The sequence below is a fragment of the Pseudodesulfovibrio cashew genome, from assembly GCF_009762795.1.
Lineage (GTDB): Bacteria > Desulfobacterota > Desulfovibrionia > Desulfovibrionales > Desulfovibrionaceae > Pseudodesulfovibrio > Pseudodesulfovibrio cashew.
Genome location: NZ_CP046400.1, coordinates 3,788,435 through 3,804,367 on the forward strand (window position 1 = coordinate 3,788,435; position 15,933 = coordinate 3,804,367).

The following is a 15,933-nucleotide window of genomic DNA, read 5'->3' on the forward strand; positions in this document are numbered from 1 at the left end:
GGATTAGGCGTACACGTCGTCCATCAGTGCGCTGGTCTCAGGCATGGGGCTTTCCTTGGCGAAAGCCACGGCCTCGTCCACATCCTTTTCGATGCGCGCCTTGATCTTGTCCGCTTCCTTCTGGGTGATGGTCTTGCTCTCGACGAGCTTGGCCTCGAACCGGGGAATCGGATCCTTGGCCATCCACTCTTCCAGCTCCTCGGTGCAGCGGTAGGTGCAGGCGTCGCCCTCGAAGTGGCCGCGCCAGCGGTAGGTCTTGCACTCCACCAGGGAGGGGCCTTCACCCTTGCGGGCGCGCTTGACGGCCTCGGTCACGGCCTCGTGCACCGCAAGCACGTCATTGCCGTCCACCACCACGCCGGGCATATCGTATGCGGCGGCGCGGTCGGCGATGTCCACGACGGCCATGGACTTGCACTGCGGGCACGAGATGCCGTACCCGTTGTTCTCATTGACGAAGACCAGCGGCAGTTTCCAGGCGCTGGCCATGTTCAGGGCTTCCTGAGTGGTACCCTGGTTGGACGCGCCGTCGCCGAAGAAGCAGACGGCCACGTTGTCGGTCTTTTTGTATTTGGCGGCCAGGGCTGCGCCGGCGGCAAGAGGGCCGCCGCCGCCAACGATGCCGTTGGCGCCGAGAATGCCGAGATCCATATCGGCGATATGCATGGAACCGCCCTTGCCCTTGCAGTAACCGGTGCTCCGGCCGAAGATCTCGGCCATCATCAGCTTCAGGTCACCGCCCTTGGCCAGGAGGTGTCCGTGGCCGCGGTGGGTGGAGGTGATCGAGTCGGCATCGGTCAGGGCTGCGCAGGCGCCGGTGGCGACGGCTTCCTCACCGAGATAGAGGTGCACGAAGCCAGGGATCTCGCCCGCTGCGAAAAATTCCTGCAACCTCTGCTCGAACAGGCGAATCCTGTTCATGGTTTCATACATCTGAATCAATGTCTTCTTGCTGAGAGCCATTGCTTTCTCTCCTCTGGGTTATTCGGCCTTGGCGGCGCAACCGCAGGCCTGTTTCTCCGATATTTCCGTTCCCTCGTCCGCCATGTCCATCTCGATGGAGACGGTCAGGGCGGCACAGGCGGCGACGATATTGCTCACGCCGGGAGCGAAGCAGGGAACCTCGATTCCCGGCACGCTCATGCCGCCGGAAACCACGGACAGCGAAGTCTCGCCGATGGGGATGCAGGAAAGGACGGCATCCCGGTCCACGGCTTCCGGATCAGGCACGGCCACGTCCGCATGGACGTAAACGCCCTGGAACCGGTCCCTGCCGCATATTTCCACGATCCCGCACAGACAGATCCGGGACACAGCGTCCCGCACCGCGCGCACCGCGGCCTTGGTCATGTCCTCTCCGTGCAGGTCGGCGGCGTAACCGAGCTCTATGGCAAACCGTTTTCGCGGCATGACGTCTCCTAGACGATCATCAGGCCGGGGTTCTCCAGCATGTCGCCCAGCTCACGCAGGAAGGACATGGCCGGCGCACCGTCCGTGGTCATGTGGTTGAAGGTCAGGGAAAGGGTCATCATCTGCCGGATCTTGATTTCGCCATCCACGACGCCGGGCTTCTCGACGATGCGTCCCACGCCCAAGATGCCGGTTTCCGGCGGATTGAGGATCGGGGTGAACCCGTCCATGCCGAGCATGCTCACATTACTGATGGTGAACGTGCCGCCGGCGATCTCGTCCATGCTCAGGCCGCCCTTGCGAGCGCGGCCGGCCACGTCGCGGACTTCGGCCTTGAGTTCTTCCAGGGTAAAGCTGTCGGCATTCTTGACGTTGGGCACGATGAGCCCGTTGGGAATGGCCACGGCGATGCCGAGGTTGACGTAGTTGTGCATGTGGATGCCGTCGTCCTGCATGGTGGAGTTCATGATCGGATGGCGCTTCAGAGCGCGGCAGACGGCGTAGGAGATGATATCGTTGTAGGACAGGCGGTACTCGGGGTCGCGCTTGTTGCGGGCCAGGAGCGTGGAGCGCAGCTTGACCATCTCCGTGACGTCGAGTTCAACGAACACGGAGAGCTGGGCGGCGCTGTTCAGGCTGGCCTGCATGTTGTCGGCGATGAGCTTGCGGACGCCTTCCATGGGCACGATGGTGTCCGCGGCAATGGCAGGACCTGCAGCGACGGGCTCTTCCGCGACCGGGTTCATGGCCCGCAGGATGTCGGCCTTGGTGATCTTTCCGTCGGTGCCCGTTCCGGTAACCTGGGAGAGATCCACGCCCTTCTTGCGGGCGAACTCGATGGCCTTGGGGCTGGCGTTGATGCCTGCGTATTCGGCGTCAGCGGCGGCCTGCACGTCCTTCATGGTGATCGCGCCGTTGGGGCCGGTGCCGCCGACCGTGGACAGGGTCACGCCCAGTTCCTTGGCCAGCTTTCGGGCGGCGGGCATGGCGCGCACGAATCCGCCTTCCTCGACGGGAGGCGTGGCCGCCGCGGCTGCAGCGGGAGCATCGCCGGAGGCAGCGGCTGCCGGAGCCGGAGCTTCGGCTGCCGGGGCGACTCCGCCCTCTACCCTGTCGGGGGTTTCGCCCGCTTCGGCGATAATCGCCAGGACGGACTGCACTGCTGCAACCTCGCCCTCGGGCACGATGATTTGGAAGAGAACGCCGCTGGCGGGCGCCTCGACCGAGTTTGTGATTTTGTCGGTCTCCACTTCGAAGAGGTCTTCACCCGCTTCGACCGGATCGCCTTCGCCTTTTAGCCAGCGGACGATCTTTCCTTCTTTCATGGTCAAGCCCCATTTGGGCATGATCACTTGTTGAGCCATGACCAATCCTCCTGATTGTTTTCATATGGACTGGTCGCTAATTGCAACGGCGGTGCCAACCAAGTATGATTAAAAATTACAAGATGTTATCCTGATTCATATTCAAATATCGCCACTCTCTGTGTTCTGAGCTGGAACAGACGGAATGGGAGACGTATGAAACTGTATGATTCAATTCAACCCGTTAATATAAATCAGATAATCCGCGATAATATATTCATCCGATGTTCAATAATCGAACACTTGACACTGCGCCCGGCTTGCGTCAGTTGGAATGTGGGGGTAAAAAAGTATTCTGCATAGTCATGGAGGCCGGATATGCATACGCTTTTCAGGGATGGGAACAGCTTTGGAATCAGCCGTGATTCCAGCGCATTGGAGGGTGCGGTAGACATCCCGCTCTCACAACTTCGCAGCAAACGCGAAGCATTGGTCGACTACCCCAGATGGAAGCGTTTCATTGAAGGAAAGAAAGTTGCCATGGACGATGTGGAGGACGCCATCATCGATTCCTGGCAACGCTGCCAGAGCATGGCCGTGGACCCGGCCCCCCGGAGTTGCTGGGACTTCACCCCCATGGAACAACTCAGACCGTTCACCTCCACCCTTGAAAAGATCTGCGGAGATATCGAAGCAACTGCCTACTCGGCCATCAAGGGCAAGGGACTACTGATAACCATCGCCAACGCAGAAGCTCGCGTGGCCCGTACCTGCGGCGACCTCGAAGTCCTGCGCCAGGCAGACAAGCTGAATTTCGGCCCCGGGGCCAACTGGGCCGAGGAAAGCGTGGGAACCAACGCCATCGGCACCGCCATCACCACGGGCCGCCCCATGCAGGTGTTTGGCGAAGAACATTTCTGCCGCAGCCATCACAGCTGGAGTTGCACTGCGGCTCCCATCCTGGACCCGCGCGGCAACGTCTGGGGCTGCTTCGACATCTCGGGCCCGGTGAAATCCGACCATTCACAGAACCTGGAACTGGTGCTCCAGGCGGCCAGAGCCCTGGAACAGAAGCTGGCCCGGGTCTACTGCTCCGAACTCGAAGGCCAGATGGCCTCCCTCTTCTCCTCCATGTTCAACTCGGTCACCAGCGGCGTCCTGTTCCTGAACCAGGCAGGACGGGTGACCAGCGCCAACAGTGTTGCCGAGGTTTTGTTGGGAGAACGGGGACGCCCCCTGAGAGGACGGCGGGCCGAGGAACTCTTCGATTTCGAAACATTCCTCGCCAAGGCTAAGCATGCCTCCATGTGTGAACCGGTGACCATCCGCTGCCGGGTCAAGCCCGGCCTCTATGTCCGGGCAATGCCCACCTTCAGCGCAAACGGCACCTGGCTCGACACCATCGTGACGGTCAGCGAAACCCAACACACCCGCCAATTCGCAGTCCCAGCTCAACGGACCGAAACAAAGAACGCCCGGTCCAATGCCACGCCCAAAGGCTTCGAACGCGTGCTGCATGCCAGCCCGGCCATGCGCCAGGCCATCTGCCAGGCGGGCAATGCCGCCAGGACGCCCTCCACGGTCCTGCTCTCCGGCGAATCCGGGACAGGCAAAGAATTGTTCGCCCGGGGCATCCACCAGGCCGGACCGAGGGCGGGCAAACCCTTCATCGCCGTCAACTGCGGCGCCTTCACGGAAGAGCTGGTCCAGAGCGAACTTTTCGGCTACCGCGAAGGCGCGTTTACCGGCGCTGCAAAAAAAGGACGGGTGGGCAAATTCCAGAAGGCCGACAAGGGCGTACTTTTTCTTGATGAAATTTCCGAGATGCCCCTGGCGCAGCAGGTCAACCTGCTCCGCGCCCTCGAAGAGCGGGCCATTGTCCCGGTGGGCGGCACTACGCCCCAGCCAGTGGATGTGAAAATCATCGCCGCCACCAACAAGAATCTTCAGGAACTCGTCTCCAAGGGGCTGTTCCGAGAGGACCTGTATTACCGCCTGAACGTAGTCGGCATCTCCATCCCCGCCCTGCGCGACAGGGGGGACGACATCGCCCTCCTCGCCGAGTACCACCTGGGCAGGCTCTGCTCCGAGTTCGGTATCCAATGCTCCGGCATAACCCCTGAAGCTGAAGCCCTGCTCATGGTCCACGACTGGCCCGGTAACGTCCGCGAACTGGTCAACTGCCTGGAGTTCGCCGCCAACAATCTTGGCGGAGGCTGGCTGCGGGAAGATCACCTGCCCCCTTACCTGCGGGAGAAGGCCAAAGGAAAGGCGCTGCCCGGGCGCGGCAAACAGAGCAACGAATTCCAGCTCAAGAAACGGGAAGAGGAAGCCATCCGCGAGGCCCTCGAATTCCACCAGGGAAATATCAGCAAGACGGCCAAGGCGCTCGGCATCGGACGAAACACCCTCTACTCGAAAATGGACCGGTTCGGCATCCAGGCCTGATCAACTCCCGGACTCGACAATGCGGCATAACGCCTCGCAGAATTATGACGTCACGCCTGAAAAGGCTACTCGTCCGTAACACCGTAGCGTGCGTTGATGGTCTGTACTGTTCCGTCCTCCCACATGCCGTTGATGATGCGCGTCAGCTTGGCCTGCCATTCACTCTTGTGTTGCAACGGCGAGTGCTTGGAGAGAACGAGATAGGCGGGAATCTTTTCCTTCAGAGCCCCCGGAGCGATGACAATTTTCTTATCGACGCCCAGCTTCTTGGCGTAATGCATCATTGCGGCGGGGCTGCCGATGACGGCATCAAGCCGCCCGGCAATCAGCTTCTTGATGTTGGTCATCTTCATGTCGTCAGTCTCTTCCAGAATTATCTTGCCCTTGCTGACCGCCTCATTGAACTCCTCGCTGACGTACACATTGCGCCCTTTCCCCACAACCTTGCCGTAGAGACTCTTCACCCCGGCACAAACGAACATCCCGCCCTTGCGCGTGGCAATTCGCAACTCGTCATAATGGACTCTACCCGTATACAGGCAGAAGGCCTTCCTTTTCTCGGTCTCGTAGGCGGAAAAGGCGCCGTCAATCTGCCCTTTTTCCAATAACAGCATGACCCGAGCCCAGGGAAATGTTTCTATCTCGACCGAAAAACCGCCTCTATGCGCCAATTCATTAATGATATCAACGGAAATGCCGGTCAATTCCCCATCTTCGACATAGACGTAGGGGGGGATGTTGTTCACGCTGGCCAGGAGGAGGGAATCTCCTTCAGCAGCGGCGGGAAACGCCTGAAAAAAAATCATGGCAACGGCGAGAGCGTAAGCTAGGCGTCTTTGCAAAATCGGATCTCCGGCATGCTTGAAAATAATCCAGTCCGAGGAGAGGCAGGGATGTCCCACTCGCTGCCGAATTTGCCCGGCATTACCCTGCCCTGCTTAAAGCCTCTCTGATGCCTGTCCAGCCCGTAACAACCAGGAGGACAGAAGGCGCTACATCAAATACACATATCATGTTCCCAGGGAATCGTACAACCCTGGCTACAGGCTTGTTCGTCGCCAAAAAGGAGAAAGGCAAAAAGAGAAAGGCCTCCGGGACTGGAAACCGGAGGCCTTTAACTTGAATGGAATGCCGTCGTGTCTAGAGAAACACGTAGACTGCCGCCAGTCCGGTAAGGGACATGGTTATGGTATATGGCAGTGCCAGCAGGACCATTCTGCCGTAAGAGAGACGAATGACTGGTGCTAGAGCACTCGTCAGCAGGAAGAGGAACGCTGCCTGGCCGTTAGGGGTGGCCACCGACGGGATGTTGGTCCCGGTGTTGATGGCCACGGCCAGTTTGTCGAAGTGCTCCATCGTCTCCTTGACGTATGTTGCCGCGTCCTGAGGAAGGGTGGCCAGGACGTCCGCCCGCGCAATGTGCGGGTCCGTCAGCTTGGCCATCAGCTCCTGGCCGCTCATCCCGATGCCTTGCACGGCGTCCAACACGTGGATGAAATGCAGCTTGGTCTCGGAAATGTAGACCGTTGCAACAAACACGTTGTCGGAGATGGAAGAGAGCAGGCCGTTGGCCACGTAGTAGGCCGCGAGCTGATCCTGGCCCTTCAGTTCCAGGACGTAACCGATAATGGGAGCGAAGAGCTCCTGCGAATGGATGACCGCGACGATCGAGAAGAACACGACCAGCAGCGCGGTAAACGGCAGGGCCTCTTCAAAGGCGTGGCCGAGGCGGCTTTCCTCGACAATGCCGGTGAACGAAGTCAAAAGAATGATGACCGAAAGGCCGATCAGACCCACGGCGGCGAGGTGGAAGGCCAGCGCCAGGATGAGCCACACGCCTGCTGCGGCCTGCAGGATCAGCTTGAGTTTGCCGGCCTGTCCCTGCTTCTCCTCCATCTCGATGGCGGTCTCGAGCAGGAACGACCGGATGTTGCCGGGCATCTCGAAGCCGTAGCCGAAGAGCTTGTACTTCTCCACGGCCTGGCAGGTCAGCATGCCCACGATAAAGACCGGAATAGTCACGGGCGCGGCATGCAGGAAGAAGGGAATGAAATGCCAGCCCATCTCGCCGCCTACCAGCAGGTTCTGGGGCTCGCCGACCAGGGTGCAGACGCCGCCCAGGGCCGTGCCCACCGCGCCATGCATCATCAGGTTGCGAAGGAAGCCGCGGAACTGCAGCAGCTCCGCCCTGTTCTGCTCCTTGACGCTCTGGTCGCAACACAGGTCGTGGCAATCCGAGTTGTCCTTGCCGGAAACGTACCGGTGATAGACGTTGTAGAAGCCGTAAGCCACGGCCATGATCACCGCCGTAACGGTCAGGGCGTCGAGAAAGGCGGAGAGAAAGGCACCCGCGAAGCAGAACATCAGGGAGATGGTCTTCTTGGACTTAACGCGGACCAGGATGCGGGTGAAGGTGAACTGAAGGAAATCCTTCATGAAGTAGATGCCCGCAACCATGAAGATCAGCAGCAGGATGACCTCGAAGTTCTTCAGCGCCTCATGATAGACGGTCTCGGGCTCGGTCATGCCCATGATAATGGCCTCGATGGCCAGCAGGCCGCCCGAGGGCAGCGGGTAGCATTTCAGGGCCATGGCCAGAGTGAAGATGAATTCTGCAATAAGCGCCCAGCCGGCGATAAAGGTGCCGGCGGTCAGCATCAGAATCGGATTGAGGACAAGAAAGGAGATGATCACGAGCTTGTACCAGCTCGGAGCATTCCCTAGAAACGTCTGAACAAAGGTTTTCGTCATTGGTGTTTTCATTCCAATCTCCTTAAAAAGGCCCAAAACGCCTCATTGCGGCCGAAACAGAGTGTTCGTGCCGAGGCGTCGAGTCTATGGAATATGTAAAATCAGTTTAGGTTCGGGTTGTTTCGACTTGTCCCGAAAACGGGCGCCGGAATAGTTTCCCGGCGCCCGTTGGTATCCTAGTAGAAAACCATCAAAGCTGCAATCATCACAACCATGTAAATCACGGTCATGCCTGCGCCGCTTCTGACGTAGTCAATGGTGCGATATCCTCCCGGCCGCATGATCAGGGCGTTGACCTGGTGCGTGGGCAGGACAAAGGTGTTGGAGGCCGCGACGGCCACGGTCAGGGCGGCTACGCGGGGGTCAACCCCGGCGTTGAGCGCCATGTTCATGGACAGCGGTACCAGCAGAACGGTCGCGCCGACGTTTGACGCCACCAGTGTGAAGAAGGAGGTTAGAATGCCGATGACAGTGAGCAGGATCACGGGCGTGGGCGTGCCCAGCGCGGCCATGATCGTGTCCGCGATGTATTTCGCGGCTCCTGTGTTCTCGAAGGCCATGCCCAGAGGGATAAGCCCGCCGAGCAGGAACACGGTCATCCAGTCAACGGACTGGTAGGCCTCGTCGATGGTCAGGACCTTGGTCAGGACCATGCCCAGAGCGCCGGTAAGCAGCGCGATGGAAAGCTGGACGTGGAAACCGAGGATCATGGTCAGGGAGATTGCCAGCCACATCAGGGCGACCTTCGCCTTTTCCGTGCGCAGCAGCTCACCCTTGACCGCTTCGGTGAAGACCAGGTCGGGCAAGCCCTTGATCATGTGGAAGACTTCCCAACGACCGTGCAGGAGCAGGGCGTCACCGGACTCGATGACGATGTCGCTCAGACCGCTGACAAAGATCTTGTCCCCGCGGAAAATAGCCAGCGGCGAGACCTGGAAGCGTTGTCTGATACGAAGATCGGCCATGGTCTTGCCCATGAACTCGGACCGGGGGGTGACAATACCCTCCATGATGCCCGCGTTGTTGGGCGAGAGTTCCTCGGCAAAGGTGGCCAGCTCCGCCTGGAGCGCCCATCCCATGTCGTCGGCCATGTGCTCGACGAACTCCCGGGGACCCACAACCACCAGATGGTCGCCGGGTTTGACAACCTCATCGGGTGAAGGGGCAAAGACGTGGCTGGTCCCGCCGTCGCGAGCGATGGCGACCAACGTACAGAAATAGATCGGACGAATGTCCAAGGATTTCAGTGTAGCGTCGTGCTTCCAATCCTCGGGCACATGCAACTCGTACAACGAACCGATGTTGTTGTAGGTATCAGTGAGCACCGAAGACATGGGCCCGGCGCTCTCCTCTTCGGACCGGTTCGGCAGGATGAACCGGCCGAAGATTATGAAGTAGATGAGAGCGGCTGCGATCAGAACCAGACCGATGGGGGTGACGCTGAACATCCCGAAGGACTCGTACTTGGTCCCGCCGACGACCATCAGGTCGTTGAGCAGAATCAAGGGACTGGAGCCGACGAGAGTCAGACAGCCGCCGATGATGGCGCAAAAGCCCATGGGCATGAGCAAGCGCCCCACCGGCACGCCGGTCTGGTTGCCGATGCGCTTGGCCGCGGGCAGGAAGAGCGCGGCCGCGCCGATGTTCTGCATAAAGCCGGATATGATGGCAACTGTTCCGGCTATGAGTGCCATGATCCTTGATTCGCTCTTCCCTGCGAAACGTAGGATCACTCGGGCCATTGAATTCATGACGCCGGTTTTATCCAACCCGGCACCGATAATGATGACGGCAATAATTGAAACGACGGCGTTACTGCTCAGGCCGCTGATGGCCTGTTGCGGGGTAACCAGCCCCAGCAGGGGCAGGAGTACCATCATAATGATGCCAACCACGTCAACGCGAACCCACTCGAAGATGAAGAGGAGCACAGCGAAAGCGAGTACGGCCATAACCGTAATAATCTCAGGGGTCATATGAAATCCTTAAAGTGTGAGTAAACGTTGCGGGCTTTTCGCTATTTGGCCCGCAACGTCGCCCGGGTGTAGACTGGAATGCTGCTCCTCTGAGAGGCGACGGCAGTGTCGTCCATGACATAGCGGAACGGATCCTTCTCGTGCATCTTGGCCACGACGCTATCCTCGTCTCCCTGGCGAACTTCGTGACAGAAGGCCAGGCCTGCGTCTTCGGCTTTGCAGGAGAAGTATTCTATATTCTTTCGAGCCTGATCGGAGAAGGCCTTGAAGTCTTCGCCGGTTTCATCAAGATTGAGAGCTACGAGCGAACTGCGGGTCTTGCTGGCCATGCTGATGGCATAGTCGGCTATTCCGCGAGAAAAGGATTCGCCCTTGCTGACGATCAGTATCTTGCACTGCGGCCGGTCACAGCGAACCGCTTCGGTTGCCATGGGGGTGTTGCAGACGGCGGCTTCCTTGCGGCTTCCGGTGAGTCGTTTGAAAAAGGTCTTCATCGAATATCCTCCCGATTGTTCCGTAAGATGATGTTCGTGATAGACTGCCCAGGCGCCTACATTGCAGGTGTTGCAATTCTTTGCGGCCATGGAGTCATAATGCTTGTCCACCACTTTTTTCACTCCGCTGAAGAGGGCCATGTTTCACTCCTTACTAGTTAAACGTTGGAGGGTGCGTTTCCACCTCTTGCGTACTCTTACTTGATCAAAACACATGCCAAAAACGAGTATCTAATTAATACACTGTAATAATTGATTAAATATATTATTTCATCTTCGTCGATCCGAGGAAACGATGCGATATGCAACGCCGAGTGACCGAGAAATCACCAAATAGTGGCTAATTACCGTAAGACCCCCATTTTTAGCACGATGCAAAACGCAACGCTAAGAAGGCTCAAAGACAATTTACCTATTATAATATGAAACAGGACCTCCTGGCTCAGGGCATGTGAATTTTTTCGCTTGCTTGAAATTTTTATTTATTCTTTTTTTACAGCATGTTATCTAATCTAAAATATATTCCAATCTGAAACATGACAGGGAGATACCCCCTGTTGCAAAAACTCTTTCCCCTGCCGCTGCAATCTGCAACCTTAACAAGCGGAAAACAGCATGATATAAAGGGAAATACGGCACAATAAGCGCTCCGACCAACTGGGCGGTGCAAAGAAAACTGTGCCGGGGGAGGCTTTCGCGTATGGGATGGTTCGGTAAGAAAAAGCCGCCGGCACCTGAGGCCGAGCCGGAAAGGGAAATCCCCCGCCAGGAAGACTCCAAGGCGGTCTCCTCGACCGCGCACGACTCACTTCGGCAACGAGTGGAGTCCGCCGGCCTGCCCCCGGACGTCCTCGATACGGCCCTGTCGGAATGCGACCGGGCCATAGCCCTCGACCCCTCGTCGCCCGAATACTCCATCGGGCAGAACTATCTCGAATTTCTTCTGGCCCTCCCCTGGGACAAGACCACAAAGGACGACCTGGACATCGCCAGGGCCGAAGAGGTGCTTAACGCCCGGCACTACGGCCTGCGCAGGGTCAAGGAGCGCATCCTGGAATTCCTCGCGGTCAAGAACCTCCGGGGAAAGCCCACCGCGCGCATCCTGCTGGTGGACGACGAACAGATCGCCAGGGAAAACCTGTCCATAGTCTTCGAGGCCGACGGCTTTGAAGTGACCGCCGTGGGCAACGGCCTGGAAGCCGTGAAGGCCATGGAAAAGGAACCTGCCGATATCGTGGTCTCCGACCTGAAGATGGAAGGCATGGACGGCATGGAGCTGTTGCAGGTTCTCCGCCAGCGCTGGCCGGATACCAAGGTGATCATGCTCACAGGCTACGCCACGGTAAAGACCGCAGTGGCCGCCATGCGCCAGGGAGCGGACCAGTACCTGGGCAAGCCCGTCAACCTGACCAAGCTGCGCAAGTACGTCAACGAACTCTTCGAACAGAGCCTGCGCGCCCAGCACCTGCGGGGCCCGGTGCTCTGCTTTTCAGGCCCGCCCGGCATGGGCAAGACCTCTATCGGCAAGGCCATCGCAGAGGCCATGGGAAGAAAATTCTTCCGCCTCTCGCTGGCCGGCCTGCGGGACGAAGCCGAGTTGCGCGGCCACAGGCGGACCTACGTGGGGGCCATGCCGGGACGCATTCTCCAGGGTGTCAAGAAGGCGGGATCCAAGAACCCGGTCATCCTGCTGGATGAGGTGGACAAGGCCGTGCAGAACTTCCAGGGCGACGCTACCGCCGTACTGTTGGAGATGCTCGATCCCGAGCAGAACACCGCTTTTGTGGACCACTACATGGGGCTTCCGTTCGACCTCTCGGCCACCCTGTTCATCTGCACGGTGAACTCGGTGGAACGGCTCCCTGCCCCACTCAGGGACCGGCTTGAGGTGATCGAGTTCCCGAGCTACACCCGGCAGGAAAAATTCAAGATCGCCATGGACTTCCTTGTCCCGGACCAGCTTAGGCTGCACGGTCTGGACGAACGACTGGTCACGGTCTCGCCCGAAGCGGTCCGGCAGATAGTCACCGACTACACGCGTGAAGCCGGGCTCCGCGGACTGCGCATGCAACTGGCGGCCCTCTGCCGCAAGCTGGCCAAGCATATCCTCGCCAACGGCAAGGACCGCGCCGTGGAAGTGGACACGGATACCGTAGTTGAACTGCTTGGTCCCCCGCCCTTTGCTGCCACCGCGGCCCAGCTCCGCCCCAAGGTGGGCCTGGCCACCAGCCTGGTCTGGACGGAGATAGGAGGCGAGATCATTTTCGTGGAAGCGGCACGCATGAAGGGCAACAAGCAGCTCATGCTGACCGGCTCCCTGGGCGAAGTCCTGCGCGAGTCAGCGCAGACGTCGCTCAGCTACATCCGCAGCCACGCAAGTGAATACGGCATCGATCCCGATTTTTACGAGGTTTCGGACATCCACGTCCACATTCCTGCGGGCGCGGTGTCCAAAGAGGGGCCTTCAGCGGGCGTGGCCATCACCATCGCCCTGCTCTCTCTACTCACCGGACGGCCGGTGCGTCAGGACGTGGCCTCCACCGGGGAGTTGTCGCTGCTGGGCGAGGTCCTGCCCGTGGGCGGAGTCAGGGAAAAGCTCATGGCGGCCCAGTCCTCGGGCATAGCCACGGTGATCCTGCCGCAGGGATGCGCGACAAAGGTCGAGTCAATGGAAGCGGAGGTGGTGGGAAACCTGGACATCCGCTTCGTCTCGTCCATGGAGGAAGCGGCTGCCCTGGCCCTGTGCGATGCGCCTACTCCAGGTGATAACGCTTGATCTTTCTCCAGAGGGAGACCCTGTCGATACCGAGAATCCGCGCGGCCTGAGTCTTGTTGCCCCCGGCTGCGGCGATAACCTTGCGGATATGCGCCTTCTCCACCTCTTCCAGGGTGGGCAGCGGGGCCTCGGCCTTGGCCATGCCGATCTCCTCGGGGAGCAGGTCCGGGGTGAACGACTGCCCCTGCCCCAGTGCCAGCGCCCGCTGAACGATATTCTCCAGCTCGCGCACGTTGCCCGGGAACGGGTAGCGCATGAGAATGTCCAGGGTATCCTGGGCGATCGAAGTGATGCTCTGCCCGGGCTGGCGATGCTTCTCCAGGAAATGGCCGATGAGGATCGGGATGTCCTCGCGGTGCTCACGCAGGGGCGGAGCCTGGAGAGTGACCACGTTGAGCCGGTAGTATAGGTCCTGGCGAAATTCGCCCTTTTCCACCAGCTCGCGCAGGTCGCAGTTGGTGGCCGCCACCACGCGGATATCCACCGGAATCTCTCTGGTACCGCCGACCCGCAGGAACTTGCGCTCCTGCAGCACCCGCAGCAGCTTGACCTGCATGTTCAGCTCCAGCTCGCCGATCTCGTCAAAAAAGACAGTGCCGCCATCGGCAACTTCGAGGATGCCCTTTTGGCCCCTGTTGGCGCCTGTGAAGGCTTCCTTCTCGTGGCCGAACAACTCCTTGTCCATCAACTCCGGGGTAAAGGTTCCGCAGTTGATGGCCATGAACCGCTCGTCCGAGCGCTGGCTGAGTTCGTGGATACCCTGGGCTATGAGCTCCTTGCCGGTGCCGGTCTCGCCCTGGATAAGCACGTTGCAGTTCATCTGGGCCAGTTGCCGGACCGTGTCCTTGAGCTTCACGAAGTCGTCGCTCTGCCCGACCATAGGAAAATCGCTCTTGCCCTGGGCGATGAGTTTGCGCAGCCGCAGGACCTCCACGGACAGGGCGTGCTGCTCGATGGCGCGCTCCACCTGAAGGCGGAGTTCGTCGAGCTTGAGAGGCTTGGCGATGTAGGAGTGCGCACCCTTCTGCATGGCCTTGACCGCGTTGGCCACGGTGGCATGCCCGGTAACCACGATGACCATCAACGACGGATAACGGGCGCGGGCGCGTTCCAGCAGTTCAATGCCGTCCATGCCCGGGAGCATCAGGTCGGTGACGACCAGATCGTACTCCCGCTTGTCCAACTCCCTGAGCCCTTCCTCGGCGGAAATCATGGCCGTGACATTGTGTCCGGCGCCCGTCAGGACGTGAGTCAGATTCTCACGGGCGATCTGCTCGTCTTCGACTACCAGGATGCGCGCTGCGGTCATGCCACCCCCTCCCGAAGCAGAGGCAGGCGAATGAAAAAGGTGGTTCCTTCGCCCGGAGCGCTCTCGGCCCGGATGGAGCCCTGGTGCTTGTCGATGATGCCGTAGACGATGAACAGACCGAGCCCGGTTCCCTGGCCCACCTCCTTGGTGGAGAAAAAGGGATCGAAGATGCGCTGGAGCGTGTCGGCGGACATGCCCTCCCCGGTGTCGGAGATGGCGATGACCTCATGCTCGTCCTCGGTGTACGCCTGGATGTCGATGACACCTTCCCCGCCGCCAATGGCCTGTATGGCATTGATGATCAGGTTGATGAAAGCCTCCTGAAGGCGCTGCCGATCCACCATCAGCACGATGTTGTCCGGAACGTCCACATTCACGGTAATCCTGGGGCCGACCTGGCTGGAGACCAGCCGCACCGAGCTCTCCAGCACGGACTTGATGGGATAGGGCGCTGGCGAAAAATCCTTGTGCCGGGAGAACTCCAGCAGCCCCTTGACGATGTCCCTGGCGCGGATGGTCTCCTGGGTGATGTTGCGCATCATCTTGTCGGCGAACTCGCTCTGCCCGCCGGTCTCCTCCTCCAGAATCTGGGCGGAGGTGGAGATGTTGTTCAGCGGGTTGTTGAGCTGATGGGCGATGCCCGATGCCAGCGTACCGATGGAGGAGAGCTTCTGCGCCTGCACCAACTGGATCTGGCGCTTCTTGAGTTCCTCGACCATGGAGTTCAGGGCGACGAACACCTGCTGGATCTCATCGTGGGCGTTACGCACGGTCAGGGGGACGAAGGTGCCTTGGGCGATGCTGCGCGTGGCTTCCTGCACCTTGCGCAGGGGCCCGAGAATGCTCCGGGTGACAAAGGCCACCAGGGCGAGCACGACCACCGCGATGACGCCCATGGAGATCACCAGGGTCATGCGCAGCTTTTGGTTGATCCCCAGGATGCTCTCCCGCTCGAACTCGGCGATGGCGCGGGAGTGCTCCACAATCTCCTGCCCGGTCTCGCGCAAGGCTTTGGCGGCCAGCGTATTCTCCTCGGGGAGGGCTGGAGCCTTGCTGAGCCGGTCGAGCAGTTCGCCGTAGCGCTCCAACCCCTTGGCCATGGCTTCGCCGTGAGTCATGCCCCCCGGCTCGCCGATCTCCTCGGACAAGGCGTCCAGCGCGGTCCTGACCTTTTGCAGGTTTTCACGCCCCACCGTAAAAAATGCCCGGTCCCTGTAGAGAAAGAAGTTCTTCTCCTCACGCCGGATTTCGAGGATCAGGTTGCGCAGGTCATCGGCCCGTTCGACCAGGATGACCTCCTGCTGCAACTGATTGATGTTGGAGAGCGAGAGCAATCCTATGCCGCCGAAGGCGAGCGTGAAGATCGCGATCCCGATGATGATGGTATGTCTGAGATTGGGTCTGACCATGTACTGCGTCCTCGTTTTCTCCCGCTGGAACGGGAGAATCCACAGTATGCCGCGCA

General features: G+C 59.6%; 11 protein-coding genes. 2 read left to right on the top strand and 9 right to left on the bottom strand.

Features of this window, described 5'->3' with window-relative positions:
- Nucleotides 1-3: 3 nt before the first annotated feature.
- From GM415_RS17370 to GM415_RS17380, 3 genes are read right to left on the bottom strand one after another with little or no spacing between them, the layout of a single operon-like run.
- Entirely contained in the window at nt 4-963 is a 960-nt protein-coding gene (locus GM415_RS17370) for a thiamine pyrophosphate-dependent dehydrogenase E1 component subunit alpha (RefSeq protein ID WP_158950430.1), read from the bottom strand.
- Nucleotides 964-981: 18 nt separating this feature from the next.
- Nucleotides 982-1,410 (bottom strand): Lin0512 family protein, encoded by a 429-nt coding sequence (locus GM415_RS17375; RefSeq protein WP_158950432.1) that lies wholly within the window; start codon nt 1,408-1,410, stop codon nt 982-984.
- Nucleotides 1,411-1,418: 8 nt separating this feature from the next.
- Nucleotides 1,419-2,774: a dihydrolipoamide acetyltransferase family protein gene (locus GM415_RS17380; protein ID WP_158950434.1), complete on the bottom strand. Its 1,356-nt coding sequence runs from the start codon at nt 2,772-2,774 to the stop codon at nt 1,419-1,421.
- 318 nt (nt 2,775-3,092) lie between these two features.
- On the opposite strand from GM415_RS17380, the gene GM415_RS17385 reads away from it, so the two are divergent.
- Nucleotides 3,093-5,162, top strand: a complete 2,070-nt coding sequence (locus GM415_RS17385; RefSeq protein ID WP_158950436.1) for a sigma-54-dependent Fis family transcriptional regulator — start codon at nt 3,093-3,095, stop codon at nt 5,160-5,162.
- A 65-nt stretch (nt 5,163-5,227) separates the two neighbouring features.
- Here GM415_RS17385 and GM415_RS17390 read toward each other — a convergent pair whose 3' ends face one another.
- The 4 genes from GM415_RS17390 to GM415_RS17405 form a co-directional block, all read right to left on the bottom strand.
- Nucleotides 5,228-5,968, bottom strand: coding sequence for a substrate-binding periplasmic protein (locus tag GM415_RS17390; protein ID WP_158950438.1), 741 nt, complete (start codon nt 5,966-5,968; stop codon nt 5,228-5,230).
- 334 nt (nt 5,969-6,302) lie between these two features.
- Nucleotides 6,303-7,925 carry a sodium/proton antiporter NhaB gene (gene nhaB / locus GM415_RS17395; RefSeq protein ID WP_158950440.1) on the bottom strand — a complete coding sequence of 541 codons (1,623 nt, stop codon included), beginning with the start codon at nt 7,923-7,925 and terminating at the stop codon, nt 6,303-6,305.
- A 164-nt stretch (nt 7,926-8,089) separates the two neighbouring features.
- On the bottom strand, nt 8,090-9,889 hold the full coding sequence (locus tag GM415_RS17400) for an SLC13 family permease (RefSeq protein WP_158950442.1): 1,800 nt from the start codon (nt 9,887-9,889) through the stop codon (nt 8,090-8,092).
- Nucleotides 9,890-9,930: 41 nt separating this feature from the next.
- Complete coding sequence (locus tag GM415_RS17405) at nt 9,931-10,524, bottom strand: universal stress protein (protein ID WP_242012289.1); 594 nt, start codon at nt 10,522-10,524, stop codon at nt 9,931-9,933.
- Nucleotides 10,525-11,083: 559 nt separating this feature from the next.
- Between GM415_RS17405 and GM415_RS17410 the strand changes: the two genes are divergently transcribed.
- On the top strand, nt 11,084-13,159 hold the full coding sequence (locus GM415_RS17410; protein WP_158950444.1) for a S16 family serine protease: 2,076 nt from the start codon (nt 11,084-11,086) through the stop codon (nt 13,157-13,159).
- Here GM415_RS17410 and GM415_RS17415 read toward each other — a convergent pair.
- A complete protein-coding gene (locus GM415_RS17415; RefSeq protein ID WP_158950446.1) occupies nt 13,137-14,468 on the bottom strand; it encodes a sigma-54-dependent transcriptional regulator in 1,332 nt (443 codons plus the stop codon). The two genes, GM415_RS17410 and GM415_RS17415, sit on opposite strands and share 23 nt — an antisense overlap.
- Complete coding sequence (locus tag GM415_RS17420; RefSeq protein ID WP_158950447.1) at nt 14,465-15,877, bottom strand: sensor histidine kinase; 1,413 nt, start codon at nt 15,875-15,877, stop codon at nt 14,465-14,467. Before GM415_RS17420 ends, GM415_RS17415 begins: the two co-directional genes overlap by 4 nt.
- Between the last annotated feature and the right edge of the window lie 56 nt (nt 15,878-15,933).